Origin of the sequence: Mycobacterium sp. 852014-52144_SCH5372336, from assembly GCF_001665615.1 — a bacterium.
Taxonomy (GTDB): Bacteria; Actinomycetota; Actinomycetes; order Mycobacteriales; family Mycobacteriaceae; genus Mycobacterium; species Mycobacterium neumannii_A.
This window is the reverse complement of sequence record NZ_LZSW01000025.1, coordinates 12,792-32,179: the sequence shown is the minus strand read 5'-3', so window position 1 is coordinate 32,179 and position 19,388 is coordinate 12,792. Positions and strand designations below refer to the sequence as shown.

The 19,388-nt window shown below is 63.8% G+C and carries 14 protein-coding genes and 2 pseudogenes; 9 read left to right on the top strand and 7 right to left on the bottom strand.

Going from position 1 to position 19,388, the window contains the following annotated elements:
* Positions 1 to 433: 433 nt before the first annotated feature.
* The 3 genes and pseudogenes from A5759_RS04955 to A5759_RS04945 all read left to right on the top strand — a co-directional run.
* Positions 434 to 763: pseudogene (locus A5759_RS04955) on the top strand (L,D-transpeptidase); the annotation flags it as partial.
* Between the two features lie 278 nt (positions 764 to 1,041).
* Positions 1,042 to 1,443, top strand: a complete 402-nt coding sequence (locus tag A5759_RS04950; RefSeq protein ID WP_068194633.1) for a BlaI/MecI/CopY family transcriptional regulator — start codon at positions 1,042 to 1,044, stop codon at positions 1,441 to 1,443.
* Positions 1,440 to 2,381 (top strand): M56 family metallopeptidase, encoded by a 942-nt coding sequence (locus A5759_RS04945; RefSeq protein WP_068194615.1) that lies wholly within the window; start codon positions 1,440 to 1,442, stop codon positions 2,379 to 2,381. The genes A5759_RS04950 and A5759_RS04945 overlap by 4 nt, the downstream gene beginning before the upstream one ends.
* 91 nt (positions 2,382 to 2,472) lie before the next feature.
* Here the strand turns inward: A5759_RS04945 and A5759_RS25840 are convergent.
* Both A5759_RS25840 and A5759_RS04935 read right to left on the bottom strand, forming a co-directional pair.
* Positions 2,473 to 2,645 (bottom strand): annotated as a pseudogene (locus A5759_RS25840) (ISNCY family transposase); the annotation flags it as partial.
* A 218-nt stretch (positions 2,646 to 2,863) separates the two neighbouring features.
* Entirely contained in the window at positions 2,864 to 3,724 is an 861-nt protein-coding gene (locus tag A5759_RS04935; RefSeq protein ID WP_082961984.1) for a DMT family transporter, read from the bottom strand.
* A 672-nt stretch (positions 3,725 to 4,396) separates the two neighbouring features.
* Between A5759_RS04935 and A5759_RS04930 the strand changes: the two genes are divergently transcribed.
* The 3 genes from A5759_RS04930 (at position 4,397) to A5759_RS04920 (ending at position 8,015) form a co-directional block, all read left to right on the top strand.
* Entirely contained in the window at positions 4,397 to 5,446 is a 1,050-nt protein-coding gene (locus tag A5759_RS04930) for a type II glyceraldehyde-3-phosphate dehydrogenase (RefSeq protein WP_068194608.1), read from the top strand.
* Positions 5,447 to 5,691: 245 nt separating this feature from the next.
* The gene (locus tag A5759_RS04925; protein ID WP_068194605.1) at positions 5,692 to 7,386 is read left to right on the top strand and encodes an alpha/beta-hydrolase family protein; all 1,695 of its coding nucleotides are present in this window, start codon (positions 5,692 to 5,694) and stop codon (positions 7,384 to 7,386) included.
* A 341-nt stretch (positions 7,387 to 7,727) separates the two neighbouring features.
* Positions 7,728 to 8,015, top strand: a complete 288-nt coding sequence (locus A5759_RS04920) for a hypothetical protein (RefSeq protein ID WP_156616814.1) — start codon at positions 7,728 to 7,730, stop codon at positions 8,013 to 8,015.
* 14 nt (positions 8,016 to 8,029) lie between these two features.
* Here A5759_RS04920 and A5759_RS04915 read toward each other — a convergent pair whose 3' ends face one another.
* Positions 8,030 to 8,233, bottom strand: coding sequence for a DUF2933 domain-containing protein (locus tag A5759_RS04915; protein ID WP_068194599.1), 204 nt, complete (start codon positions 8,231 to 8,233; stop codon positions 8,030 to 8,032).
* A 184-nt stretch (positions 8,234 to 8,417) separates the two neighbouring features.
* Here A5759_RS04915 and A5759_RS26300 point away from each other — a divergent pair, with 184 nt between their 5' ends.
* Positions 8,418 to 8,960 carry a hemophore-related protein gene (locus A5759_RS26300; RefSeq protein WP_369816167.1) on the top strand — a complete coding sequence of 181 codons (543 nt, stop codon included), beginning with the start codon at positions 8,418 to 8,420 and terminating at the stop codon, positions 8,958 to 8,960.
* Between the two features lie 178 nt (positions 8,961 to 9,138).
* Here A5759_RS26300 and A5759_RS04905 read toward each other — a convergent pair whose 3' ends face one another.
* Positions 9,139 to 12,102 carry a glycosyl hydrolase family 65 protein gene (locus A5759_RS04905; protein ID WP_082961983.1) on the bottom strand — a complete coding sequence of 988 codons (2,964 nt, stop codon included), beginning with the start codon at positions 12,100 to 12,102 and terminating at the stop codon, positions 9,139 to 9,141.
* Between the two features lie 268 nt (positions 12,103 to 12,370).
* Between A5759_RS04905 and A5759_RS04900 the strand changes: the two genes are divergently transcribed.
* Positions 12,371 to 14,830: a phosphoketolase gene (locus tag A5759_RS04900; RefSeq protein ID WP_082961982.1), complete on the top strand. Its 2,460-nt coding sequence runs from the start codon at positions 12,371 to 12,373 to the stop codon at positions 14,828 to 14,830.
* Positions 14,831 to 14,915: 85 nt separating this feature from the next.
* On the opposite strand, the gene A5759_RS04895 is transcribed toward A5759_RS04900, so the two are convergent.
* The 3 genes from A5759_RS04895 to A5759_RS04885 form a co-directional block, all read right to left on the bottom strand.
* On the bottom strand, positions 14,916 to 15,725 hold the full coding sequence (locus tag A5759_RS04895) for a class I SAM-dependent methyltransferase (protein WP_068194589.1): 810 nt from the start codon (positions 15,723 to 15,725) through the stop codon (positions 14,916 to 14,918).
* A 50-nt stretch (positions 15,726 to 15,775) separates the two neighbouring features.
* On the bottom strand, positions 15,776 to 16,744 hold the full coding sequence (locus tag A5759_RS04890; protein WP_231984550.1) for a cation diffusion facilitator family transporter: 969 nt from the start codon (positions 16,742 to 16,744) through the stop codon (positions 15,776 to 15,778).
* Positions 16,745 to 17,024: 280 nt separating this feature from the next.
* Positions 17,025 to 18,236: an Ig-like domain-containing protein gene (locus A5759_RS04885; protein WP_068194586.1), complete on the bottom strand. Its 1,212-nt coding sequence runs from the start codon at positions 18,234 to 18,236 to the stop codon at positions 17,025 to 17,027.
* Between the two features lie 743 nt (positions 18,237 to 18,979).
* Here A5759_RS04885 and A5759_RS04880 point away from each other — a divergent pair.
* Complete coding sequence (locus A5759_RS04880) at positions 18,980 to 19,387, top strand: four-helix bundle copper-binding protein (RefSeq protein WP_068194621.1); 408 nt, start codon at positions 18,980 to 18,982, stop codon at positions 19,385 to 19,387.
* Position 19,388 lies beyond the last annotated feature (1 nt).

Sequence of the window (19,388 nt, the reverse complement as noted above, 5' to 3'; positions counted from 1 at the left end):
CGGGATACTTGCTGACACGTCCCATAACTCAGATCCTCCCAAGATCGGGAGTCTCCGGAAACGCCGGGACGGGTCATTCTGCTCGCGCAGCTCCTTGAGCTCTTTGGCGGCGTCGGTGTCCATGCCGCCGTAGGTGCGTCGCCAGTTCATCAGCCTCCACGCTGGGTACACCGTCGATCACTCCCGCATCGATCAGCGCCTGGCGCTTCCACCGGAACAGCGTGGACTGCGGGATGCTCGTTCCAGCCGCGATGGCGACGACCGGCTCGCCTGATCGCAGACGCTGAGCGATTTGCCGCCGCAGCGCCGCCGGATACCTGAGGGGCATGTGACCTCCTGCTGATCACTGTCCCCCAACTCTCATAACGGTGGACCCACGACACGGGTACAGACCGGCTGGTCTCAATCACGGGGCACACGCCAGGTCGACAACGAGGTGATTCGAGAAATGCCGGCATCGATGGGTAAGTCCGGGTTCGAAACTCCTGTGGGTACTTTCAGAGTGCTTGAGAAGCAGCGCAACGTCGTGTTCGATTCACGGACCATCGGCATCCCATTGGAAGACCCGGAGGGTTATCTGATTGATGGCGAATACGGCGTCCGGGTGACGTGGGGAGGCGTCTACGTGCACTCCGCGCCGTGGTCGGTCGGGGCTCAGGGCTCAGCGAACGTCAGCCATGGCTGCATCAACCTAAGTCCGGCAAATGCCGAATGGTATTTCGAAATGACACGAGTCGGGGACCCAGTCATCGTCCAGGCCTAGAGATCTCACCGTAGAACCGGCGACCCTCAGCGCGGTCGGTCGGGGTGACAGACGTTGCCACCCTGTTGGTTCCGTTGAGCGATAGTGTGTTTCGTCCAGGTGCAGCTGCAAACAAGACGGGGGCGGCTCCGGTGCGCCCCCGAGGTAGGCGAGCAGCGATGACGCCAGTGACATCTCCCGACTTCGGTGCAGTGAGCATGTCGCGAAAGAGAGACTGCATGAAACCAAGAAGTGTGGTCGACACGGTAAAGTGTGGCTCGGACAGCGGAGGTTCAATGGTGCGGTTGCGCGGATTTGGCGAGTTAGAAGCGGTCATCATGGATCGCGTCTGGGACCGCGGTCCCGACGCGTTGACGACGGTCCGCGAAATTTTTGACGAGTTGTCCACCGAACGGCGTATCGCCTATACCACGGTGATGTCCACTATGGACAACTTGCACACCAAGGGCTGGTTAGCGCGTGAACGTGATGGCAAGGCCTACCGCTATTGGGCCACCCTATCCCGCGAGCAGCACACCGCACGACTAATGCGTGACGTGTTCAGTAATGGTGGACGCTCGGAGTTGGTGCTTAGCCACTTCATCGAACAGATCGGTCCAAAGGAATCCGAACGACTACGGGCCGCGTTGCGTCGGCTTCCGAAACGGTCAGAGAAGCCGAGACGGGGAGGTAAGCGGTGACTGTTGCTGCCTTCCTACTGGTTTACAGCCTCGCAGTGATCGCGTTTGGTCCTCCGTTCTTGCGTCGGCTGACCCGCAAGGGTGATGCCCCGCGATACGGTGTGGCGGCGTGGTTGACGGCGATTGGCAGTGTCTTGATCACGTGGGTTTTGGCCGCAGTCCTCGTCGTTGGGGATGTGGTGTCGCCCGCGGGTCACCACGATGGCTTTCTCGCGTCATGTTTCGCGATGTTGTGCGACGTGGCGATCGGGCACGCCGGACGTGCGCCACAGATTGTGCTGTGGCTGACCGCCCTCAGCGGGGCGCTGGGGTTTGTGGTCGCCATCTTCCGGTTCGCCTGCACTGTTGCTCGGCTGCGAACTCGGGCCCACGAGCACGCCGACGCCATCCGACTGGTTGGCCGTCCCGGCGAGCAAAGCGGTGTTTTCGTGGTGGACGCCCCCGAGCGTGCCGCCTACTGTGTGTCGGGACGGCCACCGGTCATCGTGGTGACCACTGGTGCCCTGGCGGCCCTCGATGAGCGCGAACTCGGTGCGGTGCTCGCCCATGAGCGTGCACATCTCGCCGGACACCATCATCTGGTGATCGCCGCCGCGCGCGGCTTGGCCGCCGTGTTTCCCAGGCTCCCGCTGATGGCGCGGGGGGCCGTTGAGGTATCCCGGCTCCTGGAGATGTGTGCCGATGACGCTGCTGTCCGCCGGTTCGGCCACCGGACGCTGCTGTCCGGGTTGATGACCCTCGCCGGCGCGGCGCCCGTCGCTGCACTGGGTGCAGCTGACGTTGCCGTGCTGACCCGCGCTGAGCGCCTGGCCGTTCCCGCGGCGCAGCCGACCCGAATCCGTGCTCGTGCCGCGTTGACAAGTGCGTCGACGCTGATGGTCTGCGGACCATTGATCACCCTAGCGGTGGCGGCGTCGGGCGCAGTGATATGTGGCTAGCACCTTCGAGCTGAAAAAGAGCGGCGACGGTAAGGGATGGGTGGATGCCCCTGTCGGCGGCTGTTGGTTCGGTGCGATGGAGTGTTGTCGTTGCGGCCAGGGCGCTGATTTCGACGAGGTCGTGGGCGAGGACGCCGTGTCCGCACCAGACTTGAGCGCCCGTGAGGATGGTCAGTTCGGTCCCCAGCCGTAGCTGCGTTTGAGGTGGTTGATCCTGCCTTCGCATTCAGTCGGCCATTTTATGTTGTGCCGGAACGCTTTCGGTGTTCGGACGCGACGAGTAGCAGCAAGATTCTTCAGCTGCTGCACAGCGTCGCCGTCAGAAGCTCACCTGTCACGCTCCCTTCTGCGTTCGTCACACAGGTGGATGCCGGTCAGGCCAAGCGTCACCTGACCTCCCTTCGTTGGCACGCTGAGCCTGTTGAAGGCACGAATGTGTCAGCTTCCCCGTGGCATCTCTCCTCCGGCAGCGGTGCCAGCGCTCATCGGTGTTTCGGTACGACGAAGCCGCCTGGATAGGCGACGACCGCGAGTGCGACCAGCACCGCCGCGGCGCCGATAATTTCGGCGCCCGAGGGGCTTTCGCGAAGGACAACAACACCGAGCGCCGCACCGATCACCGGGACAAGCATTGTCCAGGACGTCACGGCGGTGATCGACGCCCGTCGCAGTTCGGTAAACCACAGCACGTAGGGCACGGCAGTGCCGGCGAGGGCCAATGTCACGAGCGCAGCCACGCTGCTCGTCGGCATCCCCATGGTTGGCGGTCCTTCGATCACCGCCGCCATGAGGGCGAGCATGAGCCCGCCAAGCAAGTACTGCCACGCTCCCAACATCAGCACATCGACGTCGGCTAGTCGACGGGCCAGAAGGGCGCCGACGGTGACGCCTACCGCCGCCAGGAGCGCCAGGCCGGCGCCGTGCCCACCGCCGGACGGCAGGGCGATCACGATCAACCCGCCGAATCCGAGGGCGACGCCGGCGACCTCGACGGGTCGTGGTTTCTCGCCGAACAGCGCCCATGCCGGAAGTATCACCAGCAAGGGCTGTGCATTGGCCAGCATCGCGGCGATCCCGGTGGTGAGGCTTAGGGTGCTTTGCGCCATTGCCGCGAACGCCAACGTGACGTTCATTACCGCCAATACGCCGATCAAGCCCCATGTGCCGGCCGTCAACGGAGGTGACGAATCGGCGTTTCGGCGCCGACTCAGTGCGCCTACCGCCAATAGCGCTACCCCTGCGAGCAGCGCTCGCCATGTTACGAACCACAGAACCGTGGCCCCTCTGATTCCCCATTCCAACAAGAGAAAACATGATCCCCACGCAGCGGCGATCACCAGCATGCGCGAGGGCCGTACCCGAGCTCCGACTGTGGTCATGCCGTCGCGGTCAGTCACGTGCTCGCCTTTCAACCGATGTCGTCTTTGGTGCAGCGCGGCCGATCGAGCCGGTGACCTGAGCCGTCATCTGTCTACTATCGCGGATCGTAGTGGCGAGCGGATGAGAGTTGTCGTCGGCGAACATCGGTGGCGATGAGCGGCAGGCATCGGCCGAGAAGTGTGGCACGTTGTGCTCGTCGTAAAGGTGCGTTGACCGGCGGCCTCCCCGGGCGATGGCCGCGGATTGCCTCCCGATCCCGATGGGCTCGCAGCAATCGCGAAGGCGCACAGGCGGGGGACGGGGAGCAGCTGGAAACGCGGCAGGACATGCACCGGCGGGCAATGCGCGTGCCGCCGGACGTTGGCCCGACGGGATATCGATGGTGCCACGCCCGGCTTTTGACTGGTTGCGCCTTCGCTGGCGATGCCCGGACGAAGAATTGTGCCATCCGGCGTGGGCGCCGTGGCAGATCCTGCACCGCGTCCTCAGGCGGACGGCACGCGATGGCCGCGATTGGACGTACTGTCTACCCTAGTAGGTAGTACGCGGGTCCCCGCGATGCGGTATCGGGGACACCTGCGCCCGCGAAGGCACCCAACAGGGTTGGCTGCTGTCGGGCAGAGGAGGAAGCATACATGGCGGAGAAGACTCGCGTCGGTGTCAACGGTTATGGGGTCATCGGGAAACGGGTCGCGGATGCGGTACGGGCCCAGCCTGACATGCACCTGGTCGGCGTCAGCGATGTGGTATCTGACTATCGAATCAAAACCGCGGTGGCACTGGGACTTGCCGTGTACTCGTCGACCAGCGAGGGTGCAAGCGACATGGCGGCGTCGGGGATATCTGTGTGCGGAAGCCTGGACGAACTGCTCGACGCCGTCGATGTCATCGTCGACTGCACGCCGGCGAAGATCATCGCCGACCGCAACTTGGAGCGTTACCGCGAGCACGGCGTGAAGGCCATCTTCCAGGGTGGGGAGAAACACACCCTGACTGGGCATTCCTTCGTCGCTCACGCCAACTATGTAAATGCCCTGGGGCGCGACAGCACGCGTGTGGTGTCCTGCAATACCACTGCGACGGTGCGAACGTTGACGGCCCTGCGCGATCGCGGGCTGCTCGCCAAGGCCCGCGGAGTCCTCGTTCGCCGCGCGACCGACCCGTGGGAATCCGACCACTCCGGGATCATGAACACCGTTGTCCCCGAGAACCGCATTCCCAGTCACCAGGGCCCAGATGCCCAGACGGTGGTACCCGACCTCGACGTTGTCACCATGGCCGCCAAGGGGTCACACACCCAGAATCATCTCCACTACTGGATCGTGGAGTTGACTCGCCCGGCGCGACGAGAAGAGGTTCTCGACGCACTGCGGGCCGCGCCGAGAATCGCGCTTGTCCGGGCGGCAGACGGCATCGTTGCAACCAACAGCACCATCGAACTGATGCGCGATTTGGGTCGACCGCGCGGCGATATGTTCGAAGTCGCGGTGTGGGAGGACATTCTCACCGTCAACGGCGCCGAATTGTTCTTCACCTATACCGTTGACAACCAGGCGGTGGTCATCCCGGAGACGATGGACGCTATTCGAGCGCTCTGCGCCACTGTTAGCGACCCCGCCGAATCGATGCGCATGACCGATCAGGCGTTGGGTGTGCGACGGGACTTCCTCGATTCGGCTCGCTGAACCCGTGGGTAGCGACCGGGGCGCCCACTTCGTGTGGAGCGCCCATGGTGTCAGACGCGTCAGACACCGCCGACCATCGGCTGCTGGGCGGTGATTAACTGTGGAGCAACTGGGGCGACCCCAGCAGGATGCCCCACACATCCTGTGGCGCAGGGTATTTACCCGCTACTGACCGAGCTGACAGACCCCCAGGTCAGCCTGATCCGCTCGGCCGGACCGCAGCGACCTCACGTTAGGATCCACTGGTGAGCGACACGGCGAAGGTCATCGATGACGCGCCGGCGCCACCGGAGAGCCCGCTGATGAAACCGGACTGGTGGCGGCGGCGCTATACCTTCACCGGTGCCGCGATCGGCTTGGTTTTGCTGTGGTTGTCGATGACGCCGTCACTGCTGCCGCGGGGACCGCTGTCTCAGGGACTGGTCAGTGGTGCGGCGGGGGCCGTCGGTTACGCGGTGGGCGTGTTGGCGGTGTGGGTGTACCGCTATATGTGCTCGATGGACGCCAGTCCACCCGCGTCCCGGACCGCGTGGGTCGTGCTCGCCGTAATCGGCGCCGCGGGCACCGTAGCCATGACTCTGTGGTTTCATCTCTGGCAGAACGACATCCGCGACATGATGGGTGTTCCGCGGCTCAAATTTCTGGACTATCCGGTAGCCGCGATGTTGTCGATTGTGGTTGTGTTCATCTTGGTCGAGATCGGCCGACTCGTGGGGTGGCTGATTCGGTTGCTGGGTCGTCAGCTCAACCGCGTTGCACCGCCGAGAGTTTCCGCAGTCATCGCAGTACTGATCGTGGCACTGCTTACGATTGCACTGCTCGAAGGAGTGGTGGCGCGTCTTGCGATGCGCTCGCTGAACAGCACGTTTGAGGCCGTCAACGATGAGCACGACCCGAACGATCCGGCGCCGACGACGGCGCTGCGCTCCGGTGGTCTCGGATCGTTGGTGTCATGGGAGTCGCTCGGTCACCAGGGCCGCGTCTTTCTCACCAGCGGTCCGAGCACCACGGAATTGTCGGCGTTCAACGGCGCCCCGGCCATCGAACCCATCCGGGCCTACGCCGGGTTGGCGTCGGCGAACGGAATCCGGGCCATCGCCGAGGTGGCCGCAGATGAGTTGGAACGAACCGGTGCCCTCCACCGCAAGGTGGTGGCTGTCGCCACGTCGACAGGCACCGGCTGGATCAATGAGGCGCAGGCCGAGGCGATCGAGTACATGTTCAACGGCGACACCGCGATCGTGAGCATGCAGTATTCGTTTCTGCCCAGCTGGCTGTCATTTCTGGCCGACGAACAGAACGCCCGTCAAGCCGGCCAGGCATTGTTCGAGGCGGTATCCGATCGGGTGCGGGCCCTACCGGAGGGGCAGCGGCCCCGACTGGTGGTGTTCGGGGAAAGCCTGGGATCGTTCGGCGGCGAGGCGCCACTGCTGAGTCCCAACAATATCAATGCCCACATCGACGGTGCCCTGTTCAACGGTCCGACGTTCAACAACACGATGTGGCAGAACATAACCCGTGCTCGCGATGCCGGCTCGCCGCAGCGGCTGCCGGTCTTCCAGGATGGCCGCAATGTGCGGTTCGCGGCGCGCGCTGAGGACCTCGGCCGGCCAGAAGGTCAATGGGAGCAACCACGGATCGTCTACTTGCAGCGCGCATCTGATCCGATCACCTGGTGGAATCCGGATCTGTTGTTCCGCAAGCCCGATTGGCTGCGCGAGAAACGCGGCTATGACGTGCTGCCCAGCATGGTGTGGATCCCAGTGGTGACGTTTCTCCAGGTCTCGGCCGACATGGCCGTTGCGATCGACGTTCCCGACGGGCACGGCCACCGCTACGTGAAAGACGTCGTCAACGCCTGGGCGGCGATCCTGCAACCACCGGGTTGGACACCGGAAAAGACCGAGCGGCTGCGACCGCTCGTGAATGCTCCCCTGTAGCGCCCGCTGTTGTGTCAGCACACCGGGTTTCCCGCAGCGACGGCATCTAGAGATACCATCGGCCGCTCAGCAGAAACTGTGCTACGGCGAAAGTATCGCGCTTTTAGGCCCCACCGTCTGGCGCCAATCGGCACCGGACCAGTGCGGGTGGGCCGACGTACGATGGATGCAGAGGTACTCCGATGACACCAGATCGGTATGGGTGCGGCACAGTCGGCTGCCGACCACAGGAAGGGACATCCAGATGCTGAATTTCCTTGCTGCTAATTGGATCTGGGTTGTGGGGATCGCGGCGATGCTGTTGGTGCATCTCGGCCACGGCCACGGTGGCCGAGGGTGCCATGGCCGTCACGGTGGTCATGGCGGTCACGTCGACGGGCGCAACGCCGCTAGCGTCGGCGAGAGTCCACGCAGCGGGGAGTCGGGCGCCGGCGGTACGGTTCGCTGAACCTCCGGCGGTGCGCTGGGGAAGTGTCCTGGCCGGCAACGCCCTCGGGGCCGACCAGAACCAACTCATCCGCCGGCAGGCCCTGGCCGATGTCAAACCCATCGAGTTCGGCGTCGGGGACCCGGTGTTGGACGCGGGCAAACCGGGTGGCGGTGCGCACGACCGGCGTCATCGTTGGTAATCGACAATCTGGGGCTACTTCTTCTCGGACGCCCCATGATTCTGGCGCCTGTCGGCGTCGCCGCGGCCGTGGCCGCCCATCATGAACATCATCATCAGCGGGCATGCGAGGAGTACGAGTCCTATGAGCAAGGCTTGCCCGGGCACCCCGACGAGGGCGAGGCCGGCGATCAGCACGGCTAGCGCGATGGCGTATCCCACATAGTGCTGGGGCTTCATCTTCGTCTCCTTGCGCAGATCGTAGTACGCACATAGTAAGGCCCGATCCCTTTTGATACGTACGTAGTACGTACATAGTAAGGTTAATGGGGCACGGGCTGGCGCACAACGGGAACAAAGTCCTATCTTGATCGGGACTTTCGGCACCGTTGTGCGCACCGGTTCGGCATTATGTTTGGAATCGATGCGGCGGGGGACCGCAACGTCCGATACAGCTGAACGAAGGAGTGAGGCAGTGTACAAACGCATGCAGGGCGGGTGTGTTCCACGGCGTCGGGGCGGCGCGGCTGCTGCTGCTGCGGGTCTTGTGGCAGGCGTGATGGTTCTGGCAAACGCCGGCGCGGCGGGTGCTCAACCGGCACCGCCGGATCCGTGTTCTCCCGCGGCAGTGATGCGGGCGCACGCTGCCGCCATGACGCAGATGGCCGACTATCTGGATTCCCGCCCCGATGTGCAGCAGGTGTTCCGCGACGCCAGGACCAAGCCCACAATGGGGGAGCGGCACAACGCGATCAACGCCTACACCGAAACCCACCCCGACGTGGCGGCCGCCCTTCAGAACATCCACCAACCGGTTAGGGATCTGAGCACCAGGTGCGGCGTGCCCATGCACCAGGGCATGATGCCGCAGGGTATGGGAACTGGCGGTATGGGATCTGAAGCGATGGTGCCCGGGGGCATGGGATCCGGTGGCGCTGGACATGGCGGCATGGCACCTTCTCCGTGATGTTGTGTGATTGAGGACGGCTCAGCGGCCGTGTGCTGCGCCGCGGTGGGCCCGCCACTGCGCCAGCGGTCACGGCCGCAAATGGCTTCGACGGGGCGGGTCGGTTCCGTGTCCGCGCTGCAGTATCGCGGTGCGGGGGTCGCCGAGGTGTGGTCGCGCAGGTCGCGATGGCGTGTGCTTAGTCGGCGGTCGCCGTGGTCGGCCGAGGGAGGTCCATGCGCCAGCGCTCGCCGGGCGTCAGTGTTCTGGTGACGTCTTCCAAACAGACCCGTATAGGAAGCGCGGCGCAGGGTTGTAGCTGCAGCACAACATGACTGGGCGCTATTTCGACGTCGATGGGTTGGCCGCGGTAGCGAAGTTGGAATGACGCGGCGCGAAGCTGGTGTGGCAGCAGCGGGTGAAGTCTGAGCACATCGTCGCGGGTTTCCACTCCGCCGTAGCAGCGGATGACCATGTCGGCGGTGCCGGCCATCGCGCCCAGATGAATCCCGGTCCGTGTGGTCCCTCCCTGGGTGTCGGACAGATCGCTTTCGAAGGCTTCAGCGAACAGCGACCAGGATTGAACGCGGTCTGTTCTGGCGGTGACCCAGCTGTGCACCAGTCGGCTCAGGGTGGAGCCATGGCTGCTGCGGGACAGGTAGTAGTGGACTGTGCGCGGGATCAACTGTTTTGGCAGCTCATAGCCGAGGCGGGTGAAGATGGCCCGCAGTTCTTCGGCGGAGAACAGATAGAACAGCATGAGAACGTCGGCCTGCTTGGACAGCTTGTAGTTGTTGGTGCTGTCGCCTTCGGCCTGGAGGATGAGATCGAGTCGTCCGATGTTGCCGTATCGGCGGCGGTACCTGTCCCAGTCGAACTCAGCCAGTCGCTCGTAACCTTCGAACTGACTGATGACTCCATCGTGAAACGCCACGCGCAGCTGCTGGCTGATGCGGTCCCACAGGGCCAGTTCCTCACCGCTCACGGCAAGTTTGGTGAGCACGGCTGCGCAGTCGTGCGTATGCAGCAGCCGAACCGTGTCGGCCGCGCGTGACAGCATCCACGACACCAACACATTGGTGTAGGTGTTGTTGCGCACACCCATACCCGGCGCCTCAGGGTAGCCGTCGTGGAACTCGTCGGGACCCATCACCCCGGTGATGTTGAAGCGGTCATCGACGACGTCGTGGTCGGCTATGCTGGCGAAGAACCGCGCAACCTCGACCAGCATCTCGGCGCCGTAGTCAACCAGGAAGCCGACATCGTCGGTGGCTTGGTAGTACTGCCACACACTGTAGGCAACGGCGAGCCCGACGTGGCGCTGCCGATGCGAATTGTCGGGCATCCATTGCTCATTGCGCAGATTGAACAGCTCAGTCGGCGTCTCTTCCCGGCCGTCGCTTCCGCTCTGCCACGGGAACATCGCACCCGCTAGCCCGTGGGTGCGGGCAGCGGCTCGCGCGTGTGCCAGTCGGCGGTAACGGTAAAGCAGCAGCGATCGGGTCAGTTCGGGTCGGCGCAGCGTTAACAGGGGATAGACGAACAGTTCGTCCCAGAAGATGTGCCCTCGATAGCCCTCCCCGTGGAGGCCGCGTGCGGGGACGCCGGCGTCCAGGTCGGGGTCGGCAGCGGCGACAGTCTGCAGCGTGTGGAATATGTGCAGGTTCAGAGCCAGTCGCTGACGCGCCCCGGCGTGTATGTCGATGCCGAACCGGGTCCAACGTTGTTGCCAGGTCTGGATGTGGTCGTCGAGAAGTTCATCAAATCCGGGCGCTTGGTGGATCCGCTCACTGGCGGCCAGACCGGGCGTGGAAATCGCGCGGTCACGGGAGGTTACGGCCGCGGCGACCTTCTCGATGCTCAGCGGTGCGCCGGGCTCAACAGCGACGACGAAATCATGGCCGCAAACCGGCCCATCGGTGAAAAACCGCCCCGTAGGTGAGGCCGGGGACTTTGTGCGTCGCACCCGGGTCCGCGCGGCCGTGGCGATGCCGATATGCGACTGATTGGTGCGGACCTCCAACAGCACCGTGTCGGGATCCACCTGTTTGACATCGCCGATCATCAGGTGGCGGTGAGTCAGCGGCGCGTCGTCCGCGGCGTTCTTGTTGCTCACGTCGCCATTGATGGCCGACCGGATCAGAACCTCTCCGGTCCAATTCTCGGCCTCCACCGTCATCGCAATCGCCGCCAGATGCCGGCTTGACATGGAGTGCAAATGCCGGGAGGTGACGCACGTGATGCGGCCCATGCTGTCGCGGTAGCGGGTGCTGCGGGTCAACACACCCCGCCGCAGGTCAAGGTGTTGGCGGTGGCCGATCATCTCGGCGGACCCAGGGTACAAGCGCGCGCCGGCGGCGGGTTGCACGCTCACAAACGTCCAGTCGGGGGCATTGACCATGTGTTCGGACTCGACACTGCGGCCCTCGACAGGACTGAGCACCCGGTTGTAGACGCCGGCGAAATACGTTCCCGGATAGTGTGTTTCGTCGATTACACTTGCGGGAGCCGACCCGCGTGTCGCCCAGTAGCCGTTTCCCAGCGTGCACAGCGCTTCGCGGGTACCCTCCTGTGCCGGATCAAAATCCTCATAGCGCAGCAGCCACCCGTCGACTGCCGCGGACGCCCCGCCACACCAGGTGTGGCCAGGATAGGCTGAGGCAGCAGCGGGTTGGGCGCCCTCTCCGGCAAGCACCTCGCTCAGATCTAGCTGCGCGGGGTCGGCCAGCACCACGGCGGGATCCCAGGTCGGGTGATCGCGGTGCCCCCGATCGATCGCTACGACCAACCCGAAGCCGGCGGCCACAGCCGCGTCGGCGGCCGCATGCTCATCGACGATCACCACGGTGCGGGCTGGGTCGGCGTGGAGCCGGCGCGCGGCCGCCAAGAGGCTTGTCGAATTCGGCGGATGCTCCGATGACGCTGTCTGACCGCCGGTGTCATCGACGCGCACGGTAAACCGATTCGGGGCATCGGCGCCGTCGATCGCAGCATCCATGGCGCCACCTGAGGTCACCAGCGCGGTGGGTACGCCGGTGGCATGCAGGCGGCCGGCCAGTTCCGCCGTGGCGGCGTCAGGTGGCGCGGTGAGTCGAAAAACCACCGCACGCACCGTGTCGGCGCTGCGCGGTGGGCGGCCGGCGATGAAATCCTCGTCATGCATCCGTGCAGGCGCCTCCGCGTTGTCTCATCTTCCGCGGACGAAGCCGCCATGGGGTACAACATCAGTACGTAGATTGACCGTATGTGAGAACACTAGCCGACAACAGCATCAACCAGTGGCCCTGAGCGTGACGGCAGCTAGACCTGGGCGCTGCCGACATCGCAGGGTCGCTCGGATGAAAAGCGCCGGCGACCATTGACAATTGTTCGGCACGGGTCGCTTGGCGTCGCTGACTTGGGAACAATGGGCAGAAGCAGAGAGGGAGCAGATGGCGCAGTTGGCGAGCATGGGCGGGGACACGTCGGCAGACGACGAGGGGGTTAGCGCCGGGCGGTCGGTAGCACCACAACCGTATGCCCTCTCCGATGTCGAAGGGCCGTTGGATCGCGACGAGTTGCGGTTGATCGACGCGTGGTGGCGTGCGGCCAACTACCTGTCGGTCGGGCAGATCTATTTGTTGGGCAATCCTTTGCTGCAAGAACCGCTGCAGCCCGAGCACATCAAGCCGCGACTGCTCGGGCACTTCGGTACGGTGCCCGGCCTGAATCTGGTGTGGGCACATGCGAACCGGCAGATCATCCGCCGGAACCTGAACGCAGTGTTCGTCGCCGGACCCGGCCACGGGGGCCCAGGGCCCAACGCCTGCGCCTGGCTGGAGGGCACCTATTCCGAGTTCTACAGCCACATACCGCAGGACGGCGCCGGGATGGAAACCTTCTTCACCCAATTCTCCTTCCCGGGCGGGGTTCCCAGCCACTGCGCACCGGAGACCCCGGGCTCGTTTCATGAGGGCGGCGAGTTGGGTTACGCGCTGTATCACGCCTTCGGGGCCGCACTGGACAATCCCGATCTGACCGTTTTCTGCGTCATCGGTGACGGTGAGGCCGAAACCGCGCCGCTGGCCGGCAGCTGGCATGCCAACACCTTCTTGAACCCGGTGCGCGACGGTGCGGTGTTGCCCATCCTTTCCCTGAATCAGTACAAGATCGCCAATCCCACCATTCTGGCCCGCATCCCGGAGACACGGCTGCTGGATCTGCTACGTGGTTACGGCTACGAGGCCCACATGGTCAGCGGTGATGATCCGGCGACAGTGCATCAGGCGATGGCCGCCACGTTGGAGGTCTGTCTGGACAAGATCGCGCGAATCAAAGACTCGGGCCACACCGGTGTTGAAGCCGCAGAGCGGTTATGGCCCATGGTCGTGTTGCGCACGCCGAAGGGATGGACATGTCCACCCGTCGTCGATGGACAGCAGGTGGAGGGCACGTTTCGCGCCCATCAGGTGCCGCTGCCCGCTGCACGCTCCGACACTGAGCACCGCCAGGTACTCGAACAGTGGTTGCGGTCCTACCGTCCAAAGGAACTCTTCGACGATGGTGGCCGGCCGATAGCGGACCTGTTGAGCCTGGTGCCACGCGGCGACCGGCGAATGAGTGCCAATCCGGTGGCCAACGGCGGGACGCAGGTGCGCGACCTGCGGCTGCCGAATTGGCGCGACTACGCTGTCGAGGTCTCGACCCCGGGGGCCACGGCTCATCAGGCCACCCGCGTATTGGGCGGATGGCTTCGCGACGTCACCGACTGGAACCGGAACAACTTCTTGACCATCGCCCCCGACGAACTGGCCAGCAACCGGTTGCAGGACATCCTCGAGGTCACCGGGCGCAACTGGCAGGCCGAAGTCGGCGAATTCGATGAGTCACTCGACCCACAGGGTCGAGTGATCGAGGTGCTCTCCGAACACATGTGCCAAGGACTGCTGGAGGGCTATCTGCTGACCGGCCGACATGGGGTGTTCACCTGCTACGAGGCATTCATCCACATCGTCGATGCCATGTTCAACCAGCACGCCAAATGGTTGGACGCCAGTTCGCAGGTGCCGTGGCGACGCCCCATCGCCAGCTTCAACTACCTGCTGTCCTCTCACGTGTGGCGCCAGGACCACAATGGCTTCACCCACCAGGATCCCGGCTTCTTGGACGTGGTGTTAAACAAGAGACCCGAAATCGTGCGGGTCTATCTGCCGCCAGACGCCAACACCCTGCTGTCAACCTATGACCACTGTCTGCGCTCACGCCATTACGTCAACGTTGTTGTCGCCGGCAAACAACCGCATGCCGACTGGCTTTCAGCCGATGATGCGGCGCTGCACTGCACCCGAGGTTTGGGGAGTTGGCAGTGGGCCGGTAACAACGACACCACCGGAACCGTGCCCGAGGTCGTGCTGGCCTGCGCTGGCGACGTCCCGACACTGGAAACCCTGGCCGCCGCCGCCATACTGCGTACGCAGCTGCCCGAATTGCGGGTACGGGTGGTCAATGTGGTGGATCTGATGCGGCTCCTGCCCGAAGATCAGCATCCGCACGGCCTGCCAGATCGCGAATTCGACAGTCTGTTCACCGACAGCAGCCCGGTGATCTTTGCCTTCCACGGCTACCCCTGGCTAATTCACCGGCTCACGTACCGTCGGACCAACCACAGCGGCTTGCACGTGCGCGGCTACAAGGAACGCGGAACCACCACCACGCCGTTCGACATGGTGATGCTCAACGACTTGGACCGCTACCACCTCGTCATCGACGTCATCGACCGCGTTCCGTCGCTAGGCACCCGGGCCGCCGGACTGCGCCAGGAAATGCTCGACGTCCGCCTGCGGGCCAGGACGTGGACACGACAGCATGGTGCCGACATCCCCGAAGTCGCCAACTGGACCTGGCCGGGATGACCGTGGCGCGACGGCGATGCGCCGAGCGGTCGTGTTACGCGACGATGTCGGACCGAGTCGCCCACCGTCGTGCGCTTACAACCGGTTATGCCGCGAACGCGATGTGCGTGGACATCGGGAAGCTCAATTCCCCGCTTGCGCTGTAGCGGTTCATCATCGGCCCAAGCTCGTCGGCGATGGCCTCGACCAGTTGCGAACGCGCCTGGGGGCTCATGTGGATGAATGCCGGCACCGAGGTCGCCGCTGCGGTGACAGTCAGGTGCACGAAGCGTTCGGGCGAGCACAGCCCGATGTCGAGCGTGTGCGGCATGACCTGGATGCGCCGAAAGCCTGCTGCCTGCAAGAGCATCTCCAGTTCGTGAACCTCACCCAACGAGAAGGACACGTCGAAGTCAGAGATCGTGGCACCGAGATGGCGGGCCGCTGCTTCAAAGAGCGCTTCGTAGACGGGGTGCCAGTCAAGGCCGCGCCACAAGCTGAAGGCCGCCTGTCCGCTTGGGGCCAGCACCCGCCGCGTCTCCTGCAGGGCAGCGGCGCGGTCGGCGAAAAACTGCAATCCCTGCTGACAAAGGACGAGATCGAATGCTTGATCGGGTAAGTCGAGGTTGCTCGCGTTGCCCTCGCACCACTCGATGGTGCCGCCTGCCGGCGCCCCAACGGCGCCGCCGACGGCGAGCATGTCGGGGTTGATGTCGACTGCCACCACGCGGCCTTGCGTCCCGACAAGGGGCGCAAGGTGACGCGCCACGCTGCCTGTGCCGGCCGCGAGGTCGAGGACCCTGTCGCCGACAGCTGGGCTGGCGTGTTCGAGAAGCACCTGTGTGAAGGGATCGGCTATGGCACGGCCAAGATAGCGCTCATAGACCTCGGCCGGATCGTTCTCACTCTCAGCCATGCTTTCTACCCCTTCCCGGATGCGTGCGAGCTGAAGCGATGACCAGCTTCTTAGGGCACCGGTGGGGGATCTTTTCGTGTGACCTGTCGGGCCTCTGAGGGCGGTCGGGTGATGTCGATCTCGGCAGCTGCCTCCTCGCCGTCGAGGCAGTATTCCTCGATCTGGGTCGTTGAGAAATACACGTTGAATCGATCGCGCAAAAGGTCGTTGACCCGGCGCAGCACGTGCGCGCCGTCGTGCCAATCGCGAACGCAGACGTGGCTGGAGAAAACGTTCACCCCCGAGGTGAGGCTCCAGGCATGGACGTGATGCACATCGGTGACGCCCTCCAATTCCCGAATGGCGGCGATCGCTGCGGCCAGATCGAAGTCCTCGGGTGTGCCTTGCAGCAGGATGTGCAGCGATTCGCGCAGGATGCCCCATGACGCCCAGAGCAGCACGAGCCCGAATGCCATGCCGAGCAGCGGATCGATCGCCAGAAACCCGGTAAAGCGGATCACCAGGGCCGAAATGATGATGAGAAAGCTCCCGACAAACGTCTGCAGGATGTGCCAATAGGCGCCCCGCATGTTGAGGTTGTCTTTCTGACGTTTGTAGAGCAGCCAGAGCGCGACGAGCTCGGTGGCGATGCCACCCGCTGCGGCAATCAGCATCGGTGTCGTCGCGAGCTCGATCGGCTCCATCAGGCGCATCGCGCCCATCCACAGCACCAAAAGCGCCATGGCCGCGAGAAACAACCCGTTGAACAAGGCACCGAGGATCTCTGCCCGGATGTAGCCAAACGTGCGAGCGGGGCTGGATTTCCGGTCAGTCAAGCGAGTCGCGACCAGGGCAATAAGCACACCGCCCACCGCCGAGAAGGTGTGAAACGCATCGGATATGACCGCGACCGAACCGATCCAAATACCGATACCCAGCTCGATGACGAAGTAGATTCCGGTGAGCCAGCCTGAAATGACGAGAGCCCTGCGATCACCGCTTGCCCGCGATTGAGCCGGATGACCGTGAGACATCGACATCACTTGTATCTCCGATCAATCTTGGCGCAGCGGTTGGTGGGGCAATCCGACCGAGGCGGCAGTTACCTGCGATCCGGCCACGAGCTCCGCCGGGAAACTCTGACAGTCCCTGCAGTAAACCGAAACGGTCACGTCCACATCATTCCAACCCGCCAGCAGCCCTACCGTGCTGCTTTCGGTTTGCGTGAAGACGCGACGGGTTGACAGCTTTCACCTCGGTATGGCGAAAGCGGGTTCCTGACAGCATCATCTGGTGATCACCTTGGGCGGCGCCGCCGGCTCAGACGCTGGCGTTGCCGGCCCGCCACTGCTCCCACGGGATGTTCCAGTCGCCGAGCCCGTCGGTACCTGCCAGGGTTGACCCAACGGTGTTGACGACCTCGACGATGTCACCGCGTTTGGTGTTGTTGTAGAACCAAAGTGCGTTGTTGGGACTGACATTGAGACAGCCCGCGCTGACATTGGTATGGCCTTGGCTGCCCACCGACCAAGGCGCCGAATGCACGTAGATGCCGCTGTAGGACATCTGGGTGGCCCACTGGACTTCCGTGCGGTAGCCGTCGGGTGAGTTCACCGGCACTCCGTAGGTGGAGGAGTCCATGATCAACGACGAGTACCGGTCACCGATGATGTAGGTGCCGTTGTCGGTTGGGGTGCGGTCCTTGCCCATGGACATGGGCATCGTTTTCACGATCTCACCGTTGACGCGCACGGTCAGGGTTTTGGTGGCGTCGTCGGCGGTGGTGATCACTTCGTCGCCCACGGTGAATTCGGTGGAGGCGTCGCGTTGACCGAATAAGCCATTGCCCAGGTCGGCACCGTAGGTGTTGACCTGGACTTTGACGGTGGTACCTGGCTGCCAGTAAGCCGCTGGCCGCCAACGAACTTCGCGGTTGTTGAGCCAATAGAATGCTCCGTCGACCGGTGGGTCGGTGGTGACTGTGATGGCGCGTTCGGCGGCGAGGCGGTCGGTGATGTTCGCGTCGAAGCGAATCGAGACCGGCTGGCCCACGCCTACCACTGCACCGTCGGTGGGCATGACGTAGGGCGTGGTGAGATCTTGGGGTGAATGGGTCTCAAACACCATGTGCTGGCGCGCCGGCCCCGCTAGGCCCAACGCCTCGGTGGTGAGCGTGTATTGCTTGTTGTAGCCGAGCGGTTCAGTGGAGGCCCACGTGACGCCGTCCTCGCTCAGCCGTCCACTGACCACCGCGCCGTCCTCGTTGATCAGGCTCACCGCACCAAGGACACCGTCGTCGGCGGTGACGGTGACCGGTGTGTCCACGGCAACTCCGACGGCGCCATCGGCCACCGAGGTCTGCAGTTTGGGGACCAGCAGGTCACCGTAGGGGGTGCCTTTGTCTGCGATGTTCACATCGGGTGTTTGAGTTGTGCTGCTGCACGCTGCGAGGAGCAGCACAACCACAGCGGCAACGGTGATGGCCATCAGCCGTCGCCGCGGCCGACAACTCGCTGCACTGTGTTGTCTCATGATGTTGATCCCATTTTCTGAAGGCCACCATGGAAAAGGCCACCATGGAATGAGTCGGCCTGCGGCCCCGGTACGTGCGCTAGTTGGTGCTCAGAATCAGTGTCTGATATGCCCATGTGGTCTAGCCGGCCCTTCGGTAAAGATTCGATGAAGCTCTGCGCGGTTCGCTGACACCGATTCATGTCATCGCTACCGGCCGCTTGACCCCGCATCCGGACGTGGAGCGCCATGTGCCCTGCCGGGACGCCTGAATCGCGCACATCAGCACACAGCGCACCATCGTGCGCACGGCGGGATTGGCAGTGATCCGTCGAGCCGTTCGCGTCGGCGAGAAACGTTGGAATTCTGATGACATCGCTGCTTCTCCTTCGCTGACGCTCGGCATACCGACGCCGGCTCCCAGATCGCATCACCCGGATTGGGTAAGCCGTTCTCACCGGTGACGATCTACGACCGACAACCTACGGTCTCTGTACGGAGATGATAGATGATTCCTGGCTGCCGTTCACCCGCTGCACACCGAGGGCGACCTCACGCGCGATGATCGGGGCGAGATTTGCGCTCTTAGAAAAGAACCCATCATGGGTCTACTAGGTTCCGCTCTACGGAGTTTCAGCGTAGATTCGGCCGGGTAGTGGAGTGGTGGAGCCCGCGTCCTCGCGGCAACAGGGTCCAATTGAGCGGTCGTCGCGATCTGCGTCGATCGGTCGCGACAACGATCAGAATCGATGGAGGACTTACCCATGAGCACCGTAGCCAAGATGCTGGAGACCTACCCGCAGGACCTCGGTGGTGTTGACAGTGCCGCGTTGACCGCGTGTATCGAGGCGTGTGTGGAGTGCGCACAGGCCTGTACTGCGTGCGCCGATGCTTGTTTGAGTGAACAGTCGGTGCAGCAGCTGACAACCTGCGTCCGGACCAACCTCGACTGTGCGGATGTGTGTGCGACGACTGCCGCGGTGTTGTCGCGCCACACCGGCTATGACGCCAACGTGACCCGCTCGGTGCTGCAGGCGTGTGCCACGGCGTGCCGGTCCTGCGCCGATGAGTGCGCCCGCCACGCCGAGCAGCACGAGCATTGCCGAGCCTGTGCAGAGGTGTGCCGACGGTGCGAGCAGGCGTGCCAGCAGTTGCTTACCTCGCTGGGTTGAC